Genomic DNA, 20076 nt, shown 5'->3' with positions numbered 1-20076 from the left:
CTCAAGACCGGAGGCGCCGGTGATAGGCCTCACGGGCGCCGGGGTCGACGTGAGTGAACGCGGTGTCGAAGTGCGCGGCGTGGGAGAGCCGGTGCCGCACCCAGTCGGGTAGGCCGGAGGCGATCTTGATCATCGCGCCAAGGGCCCGCGGTACCGCAACCGTTGTCCGGTGACTTCCCACCGCGGCGACGATGGCGGCCGCGACATCCTCGGGTTCCACCTCTGCGATCGGCCGGACCCATTTCGGAGTGCTGTGTCCGGCAGAGAGTTCGGTGTGCACCACTCCCGGCAGCACTGCGGTGACGCCGATGCCGTCCGCAGCGAGCTCGAGGTGCAACGTCTCGGAGAACCCGACGACGGCGTGCTTGGTGGCGCAGTAGGTGGCCAATCCCGGGAACGCGCTCACCCCGGCCAGGGATGCGACGTTGACGATATGGCCGCCGCGTCCGGCCATCCGGTTCGCGGCGAGCTTCGAGCCGTGGAGGACACCGCACAGGTTGATCGCGACCATGCGATCGGTCATGCCATCGGTCTCTTCGGTGAAGCTGCCGGTGGGCATGATGCCGGCGTTGTTCACCAGCGCGTCCAGTCGCCCGAGCCGCTCCTCGGCGGCATCCAGGAACCCTGCGAATGACGTCCGATCGGTGACGTCGAGCGGCAACCCGCACACCACACCGCCGGTCGCCTCACCGAGTTCGGCCGCCGTCTCCTCGACCAGAGCGGCGTCGATGTCGCCGAGTGCGACCCGCGCACCCGCTCGCAGAAATGCCGCCCCGGTCGCCCTGCCGATCCCACGCGCACCGCCGGTGATGGCCACCACCCGACAACGAATGTCGCTGTCACTCTTTGTCATTTCCTCACCATCTCTCTCGGGCAGCCGCCATCGACAGAACCTCGAGCGGCACAGGTGCCGCCACGCAACTCCGACTGAATCTGGGCGCGGGAGCCGGTTGGCGCACACCATCAACCTCAACGAACGCGTCTCTGGCGACGTGGTGGGGATGCTGGTGAGCTTCCCACGGCGACAGCACTGGCGCCACGCACGCGTCAACGTCCGCGAAGACCCGAGCCCATTCGTCACGCGACTTGGTCGCGAACTTCTCGGCAAGCGCCGCGCGCCACCGCGGCCACGATCTCGGATCGAGCTGGAAATCGATGTCGAGATCGTCCAGATCGAGGGTGGCGGTGAGGTTCTCGAAGAAAGCAGGCTCCACCGCACCCACCGCGACGTATCGGTCGTCGGCTGTCTTGTAGGTGTCGTAATACGCGGCGCCACCATCAACGATGTTCGTCCCCCGCTGAGGGTTCCACATCTGAGCCTCGTAGAGGCCGTGGATGAAGGTGGTCAGCAAACTGGCGCCGTCAACCATCGCCGCATCGACGATCTGGCCGGCGCCGCTTTGCACACGTTCCATGAGTGCAGCCATGACACCGACCGCCAAAAGCATTCCACCACCGGCGAAATCGCCAACCAGGTTGGCGGGAGGCACCGGAGCGCCATCCTGCCTGCCGATGATGTGAAGTGCACCGCTCAGAGCGATGTAGTTGATGTCGTGCCCAACTCGCGCGGCCAACGGTCCGTCTTGCCCCCAGCCGGTAAGGCGCCCGTAGACAAGCCGACCATTGGCGGAGCACAGGTCATCCGGACCGATACCGAGTCGTTCGGTCACACCGGGACGAAATCCTTCGATGAACACGTCGGCCTTGTTCGCGAGCTCGCATACGAGTCCACGGCCGGCATCGCATTTCAGGTCGACTTCGAGGCTGGACTTGCCCCGATCGAGCGGCCCGGGTGGCGGCGCAGGCCTGGAACCGCCGACCGGATCGATCCGAACAACATCCGCGCCCAGATCGGCGAGCAACATTCCGGCGAATGGCACGGGTGCCAAACCTGCCAACTCGAGGACACGAATTCCATGCAATGGACCCATTACTTCCCTTCTAACGTCGCGCCAGATGCGCTTTGAGGACTTTGCCGGTCTCGTTACGCGGCAGCTTCGGAACAAAGACGACATCCCGTGGCACCTTGTGCCGGGCCAAATGCGCACGCACGTAAGTTCTGATGTCATCGGCATCGAGAACCGCGTTTGGGGCGGTCACCACGAAGGCCCGCAACCGCTTTCCGAAGTCATCGTCGTCCACGCCGAGAACACACGATTCGACCACCGCCGGGTGGTCGGCGAGCAGGTTCTCGACTTCGAGCGGGAAGACATTCTCGCCGCCGGAGACGATCATGTCGTCGTCACGGCCGTCGACGAACCACAGCCCATCGGCGGTGAAATGCCCGGTGTCCCCCGACGACAACAGCCCATCGACGATCTCCTTGTGACCACCGTCGGTGTAACCCGCGAAACTCAATCCACTCGATACGAAAAGCGTTCCACTGCGCCCAGGTTCGGTGATCCGGCGGCGTCGGTCGTCGTAGGCGGCCAGGGTGCACCCGACCGGCGGCCGCCCCACGGTGCCGGGCGCGGCGCGCAGCTCGCCCGGGGTGGCGACCGCGGCGACAGCTACCTCGGTCGACCCGTAGAGGTTGTAGAGGACATCACCGAAAGCCTCGGCAGTACGCCGGCAGAGGTCCGGCGAAAGGGCCGAGCCGGCAGCGAACACCACCTCCAGAGAGGAGGTGTCATAGCGGGCGAGCACATCGGGACCCAGGTCGAGAATGCGCTGCAACATCGTCGGCACGACGATGAGCGCACTCGCCCGGTGGCTGTCGATCGACGCAAGTGTGTCCTCGGGCTCGAACCGGCGGGCCAACACGACGCCGTTGCCCAGTACAAGTCCCAGCGAGCAGGTCGCCAAACCGGTGGCGTGGAACATCGGCGCGGCCACACAGTAGGTGCTGTTCGCCGGCCACGGGATCCTGTCGAGGAGTTGGGCTGACTGCAGGGGGCTGATCTTGTCGCGGGGAGCGCCTTTGGGAGTGCCGGTGGTCCCGCTCGTCAACAACACCATTCCACCGAGCCTGCTCGGTGCGGGCACCGGATCGGTCCACTCGTCCCTCGCGATGGTATCCAGCGTCGGCAGCGCCGTTGCCTCATCAGCCCATCCGACGATGCGCTCAATACCCGTCGGCAACACGGCGAGCAGCCCGGCGAACTCCTCATCGGCGACAACCGCCGAAACATTCTCCCGCGCACAGACATCAGCCAGCTGCGGCCCGGCGAATCCGGTGTTGAGCAGTACCGCCCTGGCACCGATCTTGCCCGCTGCAGCCAGCGCAAGCATCAGTCCCCGGTGATTGCGTTCGAGGACACCGATCACCGTACCCGCGGTTATTCCCTTGCGGGACAATCCACGGGCCAACGCATTCGACGTTCGTTCGAGATCACGGAAGCTCAGCGTTCCGGCTTCGTCGACAAGCGCGGTCGCGTCACCGTAGCGCGAGGCGGCGTGAGTGATGAGGCCGCCGAATGACCCGTACCTGCGTACGGCGCGAGAGGCGCGGATGGCCTCGACGGGATTGCCCAGGTCGACCAGGCCGCGGCGGTGCAGAACGAGCGCGGCCGCCACGACGTCGCGCAGCTGACACAACGCACCCATCATGCGGCCCCTCCGATCCCTGTGATGAGCCGAACCACGGTGTCGGGATCGTCGAGTTGCGGGCAGTGCCCGGACCGGGACAGCACGACGAGCTCACTTCCTGGAATCTGTTGGTGCAGAATCCGACTCGCATTGACAGGGATGATGCGATCGCGCGCGCCGTGCACGACCACGGTGGGACAACAGACGCGGATATCGCGGTGCCCACCCGCGGTCTCTCGGGCATACTGGAACGCATAGCGACCGAGGGCGGCCACCGACGCCTGGCTGTCGAAGATCGTCGTCCAGTGAGCCATCACCACTGGGTCGGCCGGTGTGGCACGGGTGCCGTACAGCACCCGCGCCACACCCTGCCTCGCCATCCAGCGGACTGCGTGACGTGGTACCGGAATACGGCCTACGCCGCTCCAGAACCGGACCGGGACGTCCCGCGACCTGGCGACGCGGGCCAACCAGTGCCGCGCGTTGAGCGGATCGTCAAGCGCCACCAACCCGTGAACCGCGTCGGGGTTACGGGTGGCCGCGCGCACCGCGGTTGCCGCACCAAGCGAGTTCCCGACCAGAATCGCAGGTCCGCGGTCAGCGAGGATCGCGTCGGCGAACGCATCGAACTGCGGCAGCAATGGGCCGGGACGGCGCCGATCTGCCCGACCGAAGCCGGGCAGATCGACCGCGAACGCGCTGCGTCCCATCGCTTCCAGGCGGGTGAGAACCCCACGCCAGGTGTCGGCACTGTCGGCGTAACCGTGTAGCAGCACCACCGGGGTCCCGATACCGGTCACCGACAACATGCGAGTGCGGACCTCACCGACGGTCACGGGGCTCTCAGCGATCATCCCGCGAGCAGTCCCTTCGCGATGTGCGTCACCTGCACCTCGTTACTGCCCGCGTAGATCATCAGCGATTTGGCATCCCGGGCGAGTTGCTCTACCCGGTACTCGGCCATATAGCCGTTGCCACCGAACAACTGCACGGCATCCATGGCCACCTCGGTCGCCGCCGCCGAGGAATAGAGCTTGATCGCCGAGGCTTCCGAAAGCGTCGGAAGCGAGCCCGTCTTCAGCCGTTCCAGCGTCTGGAACACCATGTTCTGCACGTTGATCCGGGCGATTTCCATCTTGGCCAGCTTCAGCTGGATCAACTGGAACTCGGCGATCCTCTTACCCCAGAGAGTGCGGGTTTTCGCATAGTCCAGGCAAAGCCGATGACACTCATTGATGATGCCCAGCGACATCAATGCCACCCCGACTCGTTCCGCGGCGAAATTCGCCCGCGCACTGTCACGTCCGTCGCCGCCGGAGTGGGATTCGGTCTCCCCCAACAACCGATCGGGGCTGATCCGCACGTTGTCGAAGAACAACTCACCCGTGGGCGAGGACATCATGCCCATCTTCTTGAACGGTTTGCCCTGGGTCAGGCCGGGCATCCCGGATTCCAGGACGAAGGTGAGCACGGGGCGGTCCCGCCGGTCCACTGCCGTGTCTCCCTCGTCCAGCTTGGCGTAGACGATGAGCACGTCGGCGTAGGGGCCGTTGGTGATGAAGGTCTTCTGCCCGTTCAGGATGTAATCCGTGCCGTCACGCTTGACGTAGGTCTTCATGCCGCCGAAGGCATCCGAGCCGGCATCGGGCTCGGTGATCGCCCACGCCGCGATCTTGTCCAGCGTCATCAGCTCCGGCAGCCAGCGCTCCTTCTGCGCCAAGGTGCCGCGACTCATGATCGTCGCCGCACCCAGCCCCAGACTGACCCCGATCGTGCTCAGCAGCCCGATACTGACCCCGGCCAACTCTGAGACCATGACCGCGGCCATCGATGCCTGTTCGCCGAGACCGCCGATGCCGCCGGAGGTCTGCTGACGCTCCCCGGATCCGCGTTCGCGCTCCTTATCGAGCATGGTCTTGACGGCCTCGGCGGCCATGACGTCGAGACCGAACTCACTGAACAGCTTGCGGGCGAACGGGTATGGCGACAGCTCACCGCTCTCCAGCCCGTCGAGATGCGGGCGGATCTCCTTGTCGATGAACTCGCGCACCGTATCGCGCATGATGATGTCGGTGTCGGACCACTCGATCATGACGGCAACCGCCCGGCGATATCGTCGATCTGCCACAGTCCGTCGGTCTCGATGGTCTCGACGTCATGCCAGCCGGCCAGTTGCGAAATCGCCCCGCCCTGCACCGCGTACACCCGTCCGGTGATCGGGCACTTCTCTGTGGCCAGGTAGGCGACCAGCGGCGAGATGTTGGCCGGACTGAACAGGTCGGCCTCTCCCTCGTCCTCGGGTTCGGCCATCAGCGCCCCCATCCCCGGGGTGGCCAGAGTGAGCCGGGTCCGCGCGATCGGCGCGATGGCATTGACCCGTACGCCGTAGCGCTCCAGCTCATCGGCAGCGACCAGGGTCAGCGCGGCGATCGCGGCCTTGGCCGAACCGTAGTTTGCCTGTCCCGCATTGGGAATCGTGGTACCGGAGCCCGACGCGGTGTTGATCACCGACGCGATGGGTTGTTCACCTGACTTCGACTGCGTTTTCCAGTACTCAGCCGCATGACGCAGGACCGAGAAGTGTCCCTTGAGGTGAACTGCGATCACCGCGTCCCAGTCGGCCTCATCCATCGTCGGGATGAACCCGTCCCGCAGGATCCCGGCGTTGTTGACCACGACGTCGAGACGGCCGAATTCGTCAATCGCCTGTTGGACCAATGATTTCGCCCCGTCCCAGGTGGCGACGTTCGCGGTGTTGGCCACGGCCTTGCCGCCGGCCGCCTGGATCTCGGCCACCACCTCGTGGGCCGGCCCGGTGTCTGTGCCCTCGCCGGCGTTGCTGCCGCCCAGATCGTTGACGACGACGCTGGCCCCTTCCGATGCGAACAGCAGGGCGTGTTCCCGCCCGATCCCGCGGCCGGCGCCGGTGATCACCGCGACGCGCCCTTCCAATGCACCCATCTGTTATGCCTCCTCGGTTATTTCGGCCAGGCCGTCGGTGATGACGAAATCGGATCCTCTGGCGGTTTCGAATGCGTACGTCGTGACCCCCTCGGACGTCCCTCTACGCCAGATGCGGGTCTCGAGGTCGTCGCCAGGGAGGACCATCTTGGAAAACCGCACGGCAAACCGCTTGAGCCGGTTGGCATCCGACCCTGCGACCTCGGTGAGCACGGCCCACGACGTGAACGCCATGGTGCACAGGCCGTGCGCGATGATTCCGGGGAGACCGGCATCGCGAGCCACCTCCTCGTCGAGGTGGATCGGCATGGGGTCGCCCGAAGCGGGGCTGTACCGGAACGTCTGGTCATCGTCGACATGCTGGATCACGGTCGCCACCGGGGCACCGATACGCAGTGCCTCGTCGAACCGGTGCGACGGGCTCAACTCCCCCATCGTCTTGCCGGCATCGAAGCCCCGCACGAAGGTGGTGACATACTGTTCGTTGACCAGTTCGCCGTCTTCGGTGCGGCATTCGAGGTAGATCGCCGCCCGGGTGCCGTTCTCCAGTCCTTCGTAGCCGATCATCTTGCCGCGGGACACCAGCTTGTCCCCGGGCCGGATCGGCCGGTGGAAATGGAAGTCCTGTTCACCGTGCACGACGCGAGGGATGAGTTCCACCGGCAGCACGTCGACGGCAGGCACCAGGAGCGCCTCGAAGACCGGCACGATGGCGAACACCGGAGGGGCGATGTCACCCGATCGGTGTTGCGGGATGGGATCGTTGGTGGCCGCGGCGTATTCGGCGAGCCGTTCCCGGGTGACCTCGAACCGCTCCTCGTCGGTCCAGGTGTTCAGCCCGCTGTCGTCGAACCGGAGTTCTTCGTCGGCCGCGGAGTGCTTGGCCGCGGTCATGCCGACGCCGAGGCCAGCGCGTCGAGCGCGTCCAGGCTCTTGTCGAGTTGCTTGACGCCGTCCTTCTCCACAGCCTTGGCCAGCGCCCCCTTGACCAGTGCACCTTCGAAATCGCCGGTCACGGTGAACCGGGATCCGGTCTCGATCGGGTCGATCGTGAACGCGAACTTCGCCTTGACTCCGGCCATTCCGGTCCCGCCCAGCACCAGGCTGTGGGGCGCGTCAACAGATTCGATGGTCCATTCGATCTTGTTCGCCATACCCAGCATGACGATCTTGGCGGTGAGCCGGGCGCCTTCGGTCAACGTCGCCGGCGGCTCCTCCAGCCACTTGTCGTGGACCGTGAACCACTTGTCCCACGTCTGCGGATCCGAAACGGTCGCCCACAGCGCATCGGGGCCGGCGGTGAGCTCGCGGGTTGCTTCGATGTGTCCCATAGTTGCTACTCCTTTTATGTGTGTTCGGTCAGTTACCGGTCGGCCCGCTGGTACGCGGTTACCACGGCGGCCCCGCCCAGTCCGATGTTGTGCTGCAAAGCGGCGGTGACGTTGTCCACCTGACGTTTGTCGGCCTTGCCGCGCAGTTGCCAGGTGAGTTCGGCGCATTGCGCCAGGCCGGTGGCTCCGAGGGGGTGCCCCTTCGAGATGAGCCCGCCGGACGGATTGACCACCCACCGACCGCCGTAGGTGGTGTCGCCGTTGTCGATCAATTTCGCGGCCTCCCCCTCGGCGCACAGGCCCAGCGCCTCATACAGCAGCAACTCGTTGGCACTGAAGCAGTCGTGCAGCTCGATGACCTGAAAATCGTCGGGCCCCAGGCCGGACTCGTCGTAAACCTGCCGGGCGGCAGCGACATTCATGTGGTGCCCGATCAACGCCTTACAGGTGTCATCGAAGCTGTTCTCGAAATCGGTGGTCATCGCCTGTCCGACGATCTCCACGGCCTGGGCGGACAGGCCGTGCTTGTCGACGAACTTTTCACTGGCCAGGATCGCGGCTCCGGACCCGTCCGAGGTCGGTGAGCACTGCAGTTTGGTCAGCGGGTCGTAGATCGTCCGCGAACCGAGGATGTCCTCGAGGCTGTACTCGTCCTGGAACTGGGCATACGGATTGTTGACCGAGTGCTTGTGATTCTTGTGGCCGATCTTCGCGAAATGGTCTGCGGTGGAGCCGTATTGCTTCATGTGTTCGCGGCCTGCGGCCCCGAACATCCATGGCGCGGGAGGGAACAGCACCTCGGAGATCTCGGCGAGTGCGAGGAAGTGCTTGGCCATCGGCTGTTCCCGGTCGTCATATGTTGAGCCGAGCGATCCCGGTTGCATCTTCTCGAAACCCAGCGCCAGCGCGCAGTCAGCCATACCGCTGCGCACCGCGCGTGCCGCCAGGTAGAGCGCGGTGGACCCGGTCGAGCAGTTGTTGTTCACGTTGACGACCGGTATACCGGTCATGCCGAGTTCGTAGACGGCGCGCTGCCCCGATGTCGACTCGCCGTAGACGTAACCGACATAGGCCTCTTGAACCTCGCGGTAGTCAATCCCCGCGTCCGCCAGCGCCTTTGAACCCGACTCGCGCGCCATGTCCGGGTAGTCCCATGGAGACCCGTCGTCATTGACCCGCGCGCCAGGCTTCTCGAACTTCGTCATCCCGACACCGATCACATACACCTTGTTGGGCATCGAACCCTCTCCTTCTGTGCGTGTGCCAGAAACATACCAACCTGTTTGTATCTTTACAAGAGACCAGGGCATCCCACACAACGACCAACGAATTGCTGCGAATCAGCCCCTTCAGGGCCGAGTTGGCTACCAGACGCCAGAGCTAGGGCGAGATTTCGGAAGCCAACGTGTCGGAGAGCATGCGGCGCAGGTGAACACACACCCGGTCCCACCGTTTCCTGGCCCGCTTGGGATCGCGATCGGCGAAGCTCGACAGCAGAATCCCCCGCAGCGCATCCATGGCCGTATACGCCAGATCGCGCAGTTCCTTCTGCGCGGCCCGGCCCGGGACCAGTTGCGCAAGCGCACCGACCAGTGCACCGGTGACGATCGGTTCGACGCGTTCGATCTGTGCCGCCAACACTTCGTCAGTGCGCGCTGCCACCCAGAGCTCAAGTGTCGCAACGAACACCGGGCCCTGATGCGATTCCCACAGATAGTCGAGAATCATCGAGGCTGCGTCCGGGCTCGCCGCGACCCGGCCGAGATCGCGGACCGCGGCCTGGGCACGCTGCTCAGCCAAGTGCTCGATCGCCGCCACCACGAGGTCTTCCTTGGACCTGAAATGGTGAACTTGGGCGCCGCGTGTGACGCCGGCAACCTCGGCAACCCGTTGGGTGGTGGTTCCCGCGTAACCGTACGTGACCAGGCATTCCACTGTGGCGTCCAGCAGGCGGGTGCGCATCGCAGCGCTCCGTTCGGCCTGCGTACGCCGCCTGGCCGGCCTGTCCACACCCGCAGTCACGATTGCATCGTACGTGCCCCGACCACCAATCCATGGCTGAAACCATTCCAATTGGTATGTAAAGGTCCGTCGGCGAGCGACACACCACCGCCATCGCTGCGCGCCGGGCGTCAGGCAGGAGTGACCGTCAATCTCAGCGCGCCCCGCGCATGTGACGGTACGACCGGCATTCGTGGTGGTACGGGTGGGAGCGGCTGGTAGGGCTTGCCGAGGCCGGGTCGTGGATCCGACTCACCTTTGTTGGGCCAGAATGCCATTGCCCGCTCGGCCTGCGCTGTGATGGTAAGTGACGGGTTGACGCCGAGATTGGCAGTGATCGCCGATCCATCGGCGATATGCAATCCGGGGTGGCCGAATACCCGCTGGTACGGGTCGACCACACCCTCGTCAGCCGACATGCCGATGACGCATCCGCCGATGTAGTGTGCGGTGGTCGGGATGTTCACGACGTCGTTGACCCCGCCTTCTGGGTCGCCCTCGATCTTGTCGGCGAAACGACGGGCGATGTCGTGGGCCAACGGAATCCACTCCGGGTTGGGGTCACCGCCGCCCTGTCTGGTGGTCAGCCGACCTCTACGAAGGTATGACGTCAGCGAGTTGTCCAGCGACTGCATCACGAGCAGGACCACCGCTTTCTCGGATGCTCGGCGTGCGTTCTGGGTGCGTAGGAACACCAGCGGCCGTCGTGCCGCAGCGAGGAGGAAACGCAGCAGACGGTATGGGCCACCATCGATGAGCGGAACCGTCAGAACGGTGATCGCATTCTGGCCCTTGCCATAGCGACATACCTCGACATGGGTGTTGGGTTCAGGGTGGATCGACGAAGTGATGGCCACCCCGCTGGCGAAGTCCGTGCGGGTGCGACTCCGTGCGCCGAGCACGGCCTCGGAGTTGCTACGGCTCAGCTCACCGAGACGAGGAGACAAATGGGGCAGGGTCCCGTTGTCGCGCATCGTGTGCAGGAGTTTCTGGGTCCCCAGCGCGGCAGCGGCGAGAACCACCTGGCGGGCGGTCAACGTCCGCTTGTCCCGTCCGATCACACCGGTCGAGCGGCGCGTGTCGACCGCATAGCCGCCACCCGCAAGTGGCCGGACCGCCGTCGCGGTTGTCAACGGGATAACCTGTGCCCCAGCCTGTTCGGCCAAGTACAGGTAATTGCGGGTCGTCGTGTTCTTCGCGTTGTGCGGACAGCCGGTGAAGCACCGAGCACAGTGGGTACAGCCCGCCCGTTGCGGACCCACACCACCAAAGTAGGGATCATCGACCGGCTGCCCTTCACTGCCCTCGTTGAAGAACACTCCGACGTTCGTCGTATGGAACGTGTCGGCCACACCCAGGTCGGTCGCGACGTCCAGCAGGATTTCATCGGCTGATGTGGTTCGAGGGTTCGCGGCAACGCCGAGCATGCGTTTGGCCTGGTCGTAGTACGGCGCGAGTTCCGCACGCCAGTCGGTGATGTGCCCCCACGCTTCGTCGGTGTAGAAGTCTGGCAACGGCTCGTACAAGGTGTTTCCGTAAACGATCGATCCCCCGCCGACGGCCGCGCCGCTAGCCACCATGCACTTACCCAACAGCGTGATCCGCTGCGGTCCCGTCCAGCCGAGGCGCGGTGCCCAAATCGACTTCCGGACATTCCAATTGGTCTTCGACAGATCCTCCCGATCCCACCGCCGTCCGGCTTCGATCACACCCACGCGGTAGTCCTTCTCGGTCAAGCGAAGGGCCGCAACACTGCCGCCGAAGCCAGAACCGATGACGAGGACGTCGTAATCGAACTCATCCATATGCATCAAATTGCGGGTTGGAGACTGGGTGCGGTGAGCCTCCCGGCGCCGACATCGTCGAGGAGCGCAGACACCGTTTCCTCGGCGCAGGTGCGGTTGGTGCCGATCACACCGGTGGGGCCGCGCTTGATCCATCCGACGGTGTAGACGCCGGGCATCGGCTGCCCCGTGGCGGTGTCGAGGACACGTCCTTGATGGTGCGGAATCGTGTGTCGGTGATCATCGAAGGGGACGCCGGGTATCGCCCTACCCTGAAAACCGATGGAGTGCAAGACAAGGCCGGCTTCGATCTCACGGTGCGAGCCGGCCGCCATGTGCAGTTGCAGTCCGCTGACGCGCTGACCGCCCCGGATCGCCGTGGGTGTGGAGTTGAACTGGAAGACGATGCGGGTGCGGGCCTCTCTGGCAGGCGTGTGGGCGATCTCGTTCAGCAGCCCCGCCTTTGAACTCGATGCCGGACCGTGCGACAGATCAGCGGGATCGACAACGACATCTATGTCCGGAATGTGTGTCAGAGCCAACAGCTCGGGAACCGTGAAGGCAGCGTCCTGCGGTCCGCGCCGGCCGATGATGACAACCTCGCGAATCATGCTGTCGTGCAACGCACTCAGTGCACGCCGGGCGATTCCCGTGTTGCGCAGGGTTTCGGGATCGACGCTCAGGATCCGGGCCATGTCGAGGGCGACGTTGCCGTTTCCGACGATGACGGCCCGGTCACCGGACAGGTCGGGGCTGAGGTCACGATGGTCGGGGTGATCGTTGTACCAGCCGACGAAGGCCGCGGCGGGTGCAGAACCCGGCAGCTGGGCACCAGGGATGTCGAGCAGACGCGGGTGAAACGCTCCGGTGGCGTAGATGACGGCTGAGTACCGCTGCTGCAGTTCGGCGTGCGAGAGGTCGGTGCCGATCTCGATACCGAGGTGCAGGTCGAAGCGTCGCCGCTTTTCCGGAGAGAAATCGAACTGATCGACGACCGCTTTGGTTGCCGGGTGATCGGGCGCCACTCCGTAGCGCACCAGACCATGCGGAAACGGGAGTCGATCGAACATGTCCACTCGCACACCTGGGTGATGCAGCAAGGCCTCCGCACTGTAGAGGCCGGCCGGGCCCGATCCCACAATGGCCACCCGCAATGGCTGGGTGACCAGTGGGCGCGGTGTAGTGGCTCGCTTGAACGTGGGCGGCGCCGGGTGGCGCCGATAGTAGTCAGCGTTGATCTCCCGATAGCGCTCATGAGCGACGCTGAGTCTGGTACGGGGACGGATCGCGTCGACCGGGCAGGCATCCGCGCACGCACCGCAGTCGATGCACGTATCGGGATCGATGTACAGCATCTCAGCGGCGGCGAAACCTGGCTCGTCCGGCGACGGGTGAATGCACCCGACCGGGCAGGCCGCCACGCACGACGCGTCGTTACAACAGTTTTGGGTGATGACGTATGCCACGAGAATCCTTGGGAGAATTGAGAAACCGAATCACGCGCCGAGCATGCGTGCTGCGGATTCAACTAGAAGGCCGTACTGAGCGCCGAACACGCGGGGAAGCACTGCGATGGCGTGGGCGTCGGGCCCGACGAGAATGCGTGCCTGGTCCCGGCGCAGGCCGTTGATGATGATGCGGGCTGCCTTGTCGGGTGAGGTCATGGCGACCCGGTCGAAGAGCTTCTGCACGCTGTCCGGGTCGTCACCGGCAACCCTGGCCGACCGTGCGATACCGGTCTTGATTCCGCCGGGCATCACGCAGCTCACCGCTACCGGTGCTCCGCTCAGTCGAAGTTCTTGGCGCAGGGATTCGGTGAACCCCCGAACGGCGAACTTGGAGGCGTTGTAGGCCGCGTCCTTGGGTGCGGCGACGAGTCCGAAAATACTGGAGACGTTCGCCAATTGCCCATCGCCCGAGGCGATCAGGTGCGGCAGAAACGCCCTACTGCCGTGTACGACACCCCAGAAGTTGATCCGCATGATCCATTCCAGGTCGTCGTCAGCGGTTTCGATCACGGGTCCGTGCACGGCCACACCGGCGTTGTTCACCACCACGTGAATCTCACCGAATTTCGCCGCAACGTGACTGGCGTAGTCGTAGATCGCGTCACGATCAGCCACATCGAGCACCTCACCGGCGACCGTCGCACCGCGCGCCGCGCATCGCCGCACCGTCTCGTCGAGGCTGACGCCGTCGATATCCGACAGGGCAAGATGGGCTCCACGAGAGGTAAATTCGTCGGCCATCGCTGCGCCGATCCCGCCGCCGGCGCCGGTGATGACAACCGTCTTTCCGCAGTACTCACGCATCGAACGCCGCCTCGATATCTGCGGCGTCGTAGATCGGGTACGGCGATGCTCCTTGGCCGACGATCTGACTGCCACCCCACGGGTCGTTGTCCGTCAGCATCGCAGGCACTGCGTCCTCACCGGGGATACGAAGGTGCACGGGTTGATTCAGGTTCTGGTGCAGCCGAATCAGGTCGGCCGACGGTTCCAGCCGCCCTGACCAGTGCACCGTATTGTCCAAGGGTTCGTAGTGGGCGATGATGTGCGCCCGGACGGTGTATTCGCCACCGTTCTCGTCGATCAGTTGCGCGGGGCCGTGATAGGCGTAGTCGTTCTCGCGGTCCTCGCTGCGGGTGTATTCGAAGTCGCCGAGGTTGGCCGCGCGGGTGGTCCGCCAGTACGAAAGTGTGGAGCCGGGCCAGATCGCCCGGTTCACCCCTTCGCCGTCGAGGTACCAGCTGCGGCACCCTCCGGACGTCCACACCGTCCCTTGTGACGCCCGTTGCAGCTTCCGGTTGAACTGTCGCTGCACATGTGATTTCACCTCGACACGCGTCGCTTCGTACGCACGCATCGCCCGCAGGACCGCCGCGATGTAGCGGGCCTGGGCCTCGATCATGAACACGATCGACTGATTGCCGACCCCGGTGTTCGGGCCCATCAGGATGAAGTAGTTCGGCAGGCCGTGCGTAGCCATACCCAGATAGGCCTGCGGCCCATTGCGCCACAGCTGCTGGACGGTCGTCCCGCCGGCGCCCACGAGGGTCTGGTCGAGGTACTTGTCGGTGACCTTGAATCCAGTGCCGTAGATGATGACGTCGACTGCATGGTCGACACCGTCTGCCGTGCGGATCCCCGACGATGTCACCGCCGCGATCGGCTGGGTCACCAAGGACACGTTGGCGCGTTGCAGGGCCGGATAGAACTGGTTGTCCATGACCATTCGCTTGCAGCCGATTTCGTAGTCCGGCGTCAGCTGCGCCCGCAGCTGCGAGTCGCGAACCTGCTGGCGCAGATGCGCTTTGGCCAATGACCTGACGATCGGCATGTACTTCGGTTGCAGGAAGACCCCGATGAGCGCCTCGTGGCTGAGGTAGATTCCGGCGCGCATCAGTCTGCGCAGACCCGGAATGACGCGGTAGGCACCTCGCTCGAGCCGCGTTATCGGCCGGTCGAGCTTGGGCAGAACCCAACTGGGAGTGCGTTGGAACACGTCCACGTGCGCCGCCTGCTCGGCCACGCGCGGGATGAACTGCACTGCCGACGCCCCGGTCCCGATGACGGCGACGCGTTTTCCGGTCAGGTCCAGCGAGTGGTCCCAGCGTGCGGAGTGAAACGTCGCACCCTCGAACTCATCGGCGCCCGGAAGCGCCGGGATGTTCGGGATGTGCAGCGGTCCCGTGCCGGCGATGACAACGCCGGCGGTGAACGACTCTCCGCCGGCGGTGGTGACGGTCCACTGATCGGTGTCGTCGTCGAAGACCTCCGAAACGACCTCGGCGCCAAAACGGATGCTGCGCCGCAGATCATGGGACCCGGTCACGTCGCGCAGGTAGTCCAGAATCTCGGGCTGACGCGCATACCCACGCGTCCAATCCGTTTTCGGGGCGAACGAGAACGAGTACATGTGCGACATGACGTCGCAGGCGGCGCCGGGGTAGGTGTTCTCCCGCCAGGTGCCGCCGACGTCGTCGCCCTTCTCAAGGACCACAAAGTTGTCGATACCGTTCTGCCGCAACGTGATCGCGGCACACAGGCCGGCGAATCCCGCGCCGATTACGACGACGTGGTAGGTGGGTTCAGTCGCCATCACAGGAACCCGAACCGTTTCCACAGATACCGCGACACCGGGTTGATCAGGCCGTTGTCGTTCATGAAGCGGTAGTAGCTCTCGAAGCCCTCACGCTTACGGGCGTTGACCGCCTCGTTGGCGCGCGCCTGACGCATGGCCTCTTTGACGTCGAGGCCGCAGCGTTCGTAAACCCGCTTGTCATAGGTGAGGCGTCGCAGGATGAATCCCGCTGCCCCGTTCACGGTGGCGGCGAACTGGCGCTCCCACCACGGCGCGCGCTGAATGCGCCGGCGTACTCCCTCGCGCGCATAACGGATGTGCCGGGCCTCTTCGGTGACGTGGATCCGCATCACCTGCGCGATGATCGGCTGCAGCTCGGGATGCCGGCAGTACTTGCGCTGAACATCGTCGATGAACTCCTCACCGGACAAGGCAGCCACCCACAGCATCAGCCCGCGATAGAAGAACGGGAACAGCTGTACCGTCATCGCCTCGATCATTGACAACCGGTAGGGCAGCGCGCCGATCGCGGACACCGCCTTGCTGAACATGATCATGTGCCGGGTCTCGTCGCCGATCTCGGTGAGCGAGTAGTGCACGTGCCGCGAGGTCGGGTCCTGATGCAGCATCGCGCGGAGTAGACCCTGGTTCAGTGTGTTCTCGAACCACACGGCACGGGACAGAGTGTTCGCGACTTCTTGCCGCGACAGCTCCACACGCTCGCGATGAGACATCGTGTCCCACAAGGGAGTTCCGTAGAGCGAGATCGTCTCGGGCGGCATGTAGAACAGGTCCGGGTCCTGGGGAGCATCCCAGTCCACGTCCAGCAGCGAGTTGTACGAACGCCGCAGCGAACCACCGATCAGGCGTTCCGCCACATCCTCGCGCTGCGCCGCATTGGCGGCTCGATCAATCATGGGTTCCGCGGTCATCGTCATCCTCCTGAGGGATTGCCGGCGACGGCCGAGCTGCGCCCTCGTCCCGGAGCGGTCGGCCACGTGGCGGTAAAAGTAGATTGTTTTTGTCTTTTTGTCTACTTTTTGGAGCGTTCGACTACGCTTCCACCACATGAGGTCCACGTCGGGTGTCGTTGCCGCCGTGGCAGGTCGCGCCAAAAAGCCGAGCGCCCGCACTCGCATCCTCGAATCAGTGATCTCCTGGGCCGCCGAAACCGGCCTCCGGAAACTGTCCATGGACGAGGTCGCTCGGCGCGCGCACGTCGGACGAGCCACGCTGTACAAGCACTTTCCGCGCCGCGACGCCCTGATCGACGCAGTCGTGAAGACCGAGTTGGAGAACTTCTTCGCCGAGGTCCAAACGACCGTCGAAAAGTACGAGGACCCCGAGGAACGCCTCATCCACGGCTTCGCGCGGGCCTACCGACTGCTGAGCGGCCACCCCGCCGTATCACCGATCCTGACGTTGAATCCGGAGCTGTTCGTTCCGTATGTCATCGCCAAAGACAGCTATGCGCTCAACCTGGGACGGACCTTCGTGATGTCCTTCACCCCGAGCGACGAGCTACCCCCTGAACAGCGCGAGCGCTTCGCCGAACATGTGGCGCGCGCCTTTCACACCTTGATCCTGATCCCGTCGAGCGTGCTGGGCCTCGACGATCCAGACGGGCCTGAGAACTACGCCCGCGACTTCCTGATCCCGGTCAGGAATCACTTGCGCGACAGTGGAAAGTAAGCCGGTCGCCTTTCCGGGCAGTCGCTACAACGTCGCCGGACGCAGGACCACGACATTCTTGGTGCGCTTGGGACCGTCTTCCAACAGAGCGATCACCCGACCATCCGCGGCGGTGGCGGCATAGATCCCGTCGATCCCGGCCGGGGCCAACGCCCGGCCGTGCCGGGTGTCCTCGGTTTCCGCCTCGGTCAGGTCGCGGCGCGCAAACCCGACCAGACAAGCCTCGTCGAGCGAGTAGCTCAGCCGTGCTTCCTCGGCAAGGTCGTCCAGGGTGCGGGCCTCGTCGAGGCCGTATCGGCCCACCCGGGTGCGCCGCAGCGCGGTCAGGTGACCGCCCACTCCCAGGGCGGTGCCCACATCGCGGGCCAGCGCCCGGATGTAGGTGCCCGACGAACAGTCCACCTCGACGTCCACATCCACGAAGTCGTCCACCCGCCGGACCGCGAGCACCTCGAACCGGCCGATCCGAACGGGCCGGGCGGCCAACTCGACGGTCTGCCCTTCGCGGGCCAGCTTGTAGGCCCGCTGACCGCCGACCTTGATGGCGCTGACCGCCGAGGGCACCTGCTCGATGTCACCACGCAACGCGGCAACGGCGGACTCGATCTGCTCATCGGTGACGTGGGCAGCCGAGACCGACTGCAGCACTTCACCTTCGGCGTCTTCTGTGGTGGTGGTCTGGCCGAGCCGGATGGTCGCGGAATAGGACTTGTCGGTGGCGGTGAGCAGACCGAGGATCTTCGTGGCGCGTTCGATCCCGATCACCAGCACCCCGGTCGCCATCGGGTCCAGCGTGCCGGCATGACCGACCTTGCGGGTGGCGAAAAGCCGACGGCACCGCCCCACCACGTCGTGACTGGTCATCCCCGCCGGCTTGTCGACGATCACCAGGCCGGCTTCTGGACCGCTCACAGCACGATCGCCGTCAACGTCACCCCGTCACGCACCGACCAGCGGCCGTCCAGTGCGGTCAGCGGGGGGCCGTGTTCGGCGGCCGGATCGATGAGTATCTGGGATCGGAATGTTCCGGCCGCACCCGTTCCGTCCACCCCGAACGTGATGTGGGCATCCTCGAACCCGAGCCAGCGGTGTGTCAGCGGATACCACGCCTTGTAAGTGGCCTCCTTGGCGCAGAACAGGATTCGGTCCCAGTGCAGACCGGCGGGCAGGCCGGCGAGTTCGGAGCGCTCCAACGGCAGGGAGATCGCGCCCAGCACCCCGTCGGGCAGCACGTCGTGCGGTTCGGCGTCGATGCCGACGGAGCGGACACCGCCGACGCGGCCGACCACCGCACCGCGGAAGCCCTGACAGTGGGTCAGGCTGCCCACGATGCCGTCAGGCCAGCACGGCTCGCCCTTGTCCCCCTTGAGGATCGGGACCGGGCCCACGCCCAGTTCACCCAACGCCTGGCGGGCGCAGTACCGCACCGTGGTGAACTCGTTGCGCCGCTTGGCCACCGCCCGGGCCACCAGCTCCGCCTCCTCCGGCAGTGCCGTCAAACCCGGCGGGTCGTCATACATTTCGGCCGCGGCGAGGTTGTCCGGCATCTCCGGCAGCACCTGCCCCAGCAACGTGCCGCTCATGCGCGCCTCGCCTTGATCCGCTCCTGCATCTTCTGCGCGTGGGCCCGCATCTCTTCTGTGATCTGGAAATGCCCGCCGAACTCGTTGAGATAGCCGGGTGTGTAGTTGGGGTCGGGCAGGATCTGGCGCAGCCAGCGGAAGGGCTTGCGGCGGCGCCACTCCCGCGGATAGCCGACCGAAACCTCCTCGAAGCGCACGTCGTCGTACCAGGTGGTCCGCGGAATGTGCAGGTGGCCGTACACCGAGCAGATCGCGTTGTACCGGGTGTGCCAGTCCCTGGTGGCGGTCGTGCCGCACCACAGCGAGAACTCCGGGTAGAACATCGCATCGCAGGGTTCGCGGACCATCGGGAAGTGGTTCACCAACACCGTCGGGTTCATCCAGTCCAGGTCCTCGAGCCGCTTGCGGGTGGCCGCCACCCGGTCGCGACACCAGGCGTCGCGGGTCGCATAGGGCTCACTGGACAGCAGGAACTCGTCCGTGCCGACGACGTTGCGTTCCCTGGCGATGGCCAGCCCCTCGGCCTTGGTCGAGGCTCCCTCGGGCAGGAACGTGTAGTCGTAGAGCAGGAACATCGGCACGATCGTCGCCGGACCGCCCTGTTCGGTCCACACCGGGAACGGATGCTCGGGGGTGATGACACCCATCTGGTCGCACATGTCGACCAGATAGTCGTAGCGCGACCGGCCGAAGATCTGCATCGGGTCCTTGTTGGTGGTCCACAGTTCGTGGTTGCCCGGAACCCAGATGACCTTCGCGAACCGCTTGCGCAGCAGGTCCAGCGCCCATCGGATCTCATCGGTGCGCTCACCCACATCACCCGCGACGATCAGCCAATCGTCCGGCGAGGCCGGATACAACGACTCGGTGACCGGCTTGTTCCCGTTGTGCCCGGTATGCAGATCGCTGATCGCCCACAGAATCGGCTGCCGGTCCCTCGACTCGTGATCAATCATCACAGTTGCACCACCACAACGGACCAGCCTAACCGGGCGGCGCTACCGCGGGCCGTTGACAACTAGAACAGGTTCTCGTTTATGGTCGAGTCCGTCGCGACGGACCGCTACACTCCCCGCAAGCCGGGGAACGTTTTGCCACCAAACTACGAGGGAG

19 protein-coding genes are annotated in these 20076 nt (G+C 65.0%); 1 reads left to right on the top strand and 18 read right to left on the bottom strand.

What is annotated here, in order from left to right:
- Position 1: 1 nt before the first annotated feature.
- From AB0I14_RS05685 to AB0I14_RS05615, 15 genes are all read right to left on the bottom strand, one after another.
- A complete protein-coding gene (locus AB0I14_RS05685) occupies positions 2-853 on the bottom strand; it encodes an SDR family oxidoreductase (RefSeq protein ID WP_358017222.1) in 852 nt (283 codons plus the stop codon).
- 4 nt (positions 854-857) lie between these two features.
- Positions 858-2015 carry a CaiB/BaiF CoA-transferase family protein gene (locus AB0I14_RS05680; protein ID WP_358017219.1) on the bottom strand — a complete coding sequence of 386 codons (1158 nt, stop codon included), beginning with the start codon at positions 2013-2015 and terminating at the stop codon, positions 858-860.
- Positions 1942-3549 carry an acyl-CoA synthetase gene (locus AB0I14_RS05675; protein ID WP_358017216.1) on the bottom strand — a complete coding sequence of 536 codons (1608 nt, stop codon included), beginning with the start codon at positions 3547-3549 and terminating at the stop codon, positions 1942-1944. Before AB0I14_RS05675 ends, AB0I14_RS05680 begins: the two co-directional genes overlap by 74 nt.
- Positions 3546-4382, bottom strand: a complete 837-nt coding sequence (locus AB0I14_RS05670) for an alpha/beta fold hydrolase (RefSeq protein ID WP_358017213.1) — start codon at positions 4380-4382, stop codon at positions 3546-3548. The genes AB0I14_RS05675 and AB0I14_RS05670 overlap by 4 nt, the downstream gene beginning before the upstream one ends.
- Positions 4379-5620 (bottom strand): acyl-CoA dehydrogenase family protein, encoded by a 1242-nt coding sequence (locus tag AB0I14_RS05665; protein ID WP_358017210.1) that lies wholly within the window; start codon positions 5618-5620, stop codon positions 4379-4381. The genes AB0I14_RS05670 and AB0I14_RS05665 overlap by 4 nt, the downstream gene beginning before the upstream one ends.
- The gene (locus AB0I14_RS05660; RefSeq protein WP_358017207.1) at positions 5617-6489 is read right to left on the bottom strand and encodes an SDR family oxidoreductase; all 873 of its coding nucleotides are present in this window, start codon (positions 6487-6489) and stop codon (positions 5617-5619) included. Before AB0I14_RS05660 ends, AB0I14_RS05665 begins: the two co-directional genes overlap by 4 nt.
- 3 nt (positions 6490-6492) lie before the next feature.
- The gene (locus AB0I14_RS05655; RefSeq protein WP_358017204.1) at positions 6493-7383 is read right to left on the bottom strand and encodes a MaoC/PaaZ C-terminal domain-containing protein; all 891 of its coding nucleotides are present in this window, start codon (positions 7381-7383) and stop codon (positions 6493-6495) included.
- Positions 7380-7820: an SRPBCC family protein gene (locus AB0I14_RS05650; RefSeq protein ID WP_358017201.1), complete on the bottom strand. Its 441-nt coding sequence runs from the start codon at positions 7818-7820 to the stop codon at positions 7380-7382. Before AB0I14_RS05650 ends, AB0I14_RS05655 begins: the two co-directional genes overlap by 4 nt.
- A gap of 32 nt (positions 7821-7852) precedes the next feature.
- Entirely contained in the window at positions 7853-9058 is a 1206-nt protein-coding gene (locus AB0I14_RS05645) for a lipid-transfer protein (RefSeq protein ID WP_358017198.1), read from the bottom strand.
- A gap of 142 nt (positions 9059-9200) precedes the next feature.
- Entirely contained in the window at positions 9201-9842 is a 642-nt protein-coding gene (locus tag AB0I14_RS05640; protein WP_358017195.1) for a TetR/AcrR family transcriptional regulator, read from the bottom strand.
- A 110-nt stretch (positions 9843-9952) separates the two neighbouring features.
- Entirely contained in the window at positions 9953-11626 is a 1674-nt protein-coding gene (locus AB0I14_RS05635) for a GMC family oxidoreductase (RefSeq protein WP_358017192.1), read from the bottom strand.
- 5 nt (positions 11627-11631) lie between these two features.
- Entirely contained in the window at positions 11632-13071 is a 1440-nt protein-coding gene (locus AB0I14_RS05630) for an FAD-dependent oxidoreductase (RefSeq protein WP_358017188.1), read from the bottom strand.
- Positions 13072-13101: 30 nt separating this feature from the next.
- A complete protein-coding gene (locus AB0I14_RS05625; protein WP_358017185.1) occupies positions 13102-13917 on the bottom strand; it encodes an SDR family NAD(P)-dependent oxidoreductase in 816 nt (271 codons plus the stop codon).
- The gene (locus AB0I14_RS05620; protein WP_358017182.1) at positions 13910-15706 is read right to left on the bottom strand and encodes an NAD(P)-binding domain-containing protein; all 1797 of its coding nucleotides are present in this window, start codon (positions 15704-15706) and stop codon (positions 13910-13912) included. The genes AB0I14_RS05625 and AB0I14_RS05620 overlap by 8 nt, the downstream gene beginning before the upstream one ends.
- Positions 15706-16620: a diiron oxygenase gene (locus tag AB0I14_RS05615; protein ID WP_358017179.1), complete on the bottom strand. Its 915-nt coding sequence runs from the start codon at positions 16618-16620 to the stop codon at positions 15706-15708. Before AB0I14_RS05615 ends, AB0I14_RS05620 begins: the two co-directional genes overlap by 1 nt.
- A 136-nt stretch (positions 16621-16756) precedes the next feature.
- On the opposite strand from AB0I14_RS05615, the gene AB0I14_RS05610 reads away from it, so the two are divergent.
- Positions 16757-17380, top strand: a complete 624-nt coding sequence (locus AB0I14_RS05610; RefSeq protein ID WP_358017176.1) for a TetR/AcrR family transcriptional regulator — start codon at positions 16757-16759, stop codon at positions 17378-17380.
- Between the two features lie 24 nt (positions 17381-17404).
- Here the strand turns inward: AB0I14_RS05610 and truB are convergent, their stop codons facing one another.
- The 3 genes from truB to AB0I14_RS05595 are packed head-to-tail and all read right to left on the bottom strand — an operon-like array spanning position 17405 to position 19919.
- The gene (gene truB, locus AB0I14_RS05605) at positions 17405-18292 is read right to left on the bottom strand and encodes a tRNA pseudouridine(55) synthase TruB (protein ID WP_358017173.1); all 888 of its coding nucleotides are present in this window, start codon (positions 18290-18292) and stop codon (positions 17405-17407) included.
- Complete coding sequence (locus AB0I14_RS05600) at positions 18289-18963, bottom strand: 4'-phosphopantetheinyl transferase (RefSeq protein WP_358017170.1); 675 nt, start codon at positions 18961-18963, stop codon at positions 18289-18291. The genes truB and AB0I14_RS05600 overlap by 4 nt, the downstream gene beginning before the upstream one ends.
- Positions 18960-19919, bottom strand: coding sequence for a metallophosphoesterase (locus tag AB0I14_RS05595; RefSeq protein ID WP_358017167.1), 960 nt, complete (start codon positions 19917-19919; stop codon positions 18960-18962). Before AB0I14_RS05595 ends, AB0I14_RS05600 begins: the two co-directional genes overlap by 4 nt.
- Positions 19920-20076 lie beyond the last annotated feature (157 nt).

This window comes from Mycobacterium sp. NPDC050441 (assembly GCF_040655355.1).
Lineage (GTDB): Bacteria > Actinomycetota > Actinomycetes > Mycobacteriales > Mycobacteriaceae > Mycobacterium.
Note: the sequence above shows the minus strand (reverse complement) of the source record. Positions and strands in the feature narration are given on the sequence as shown.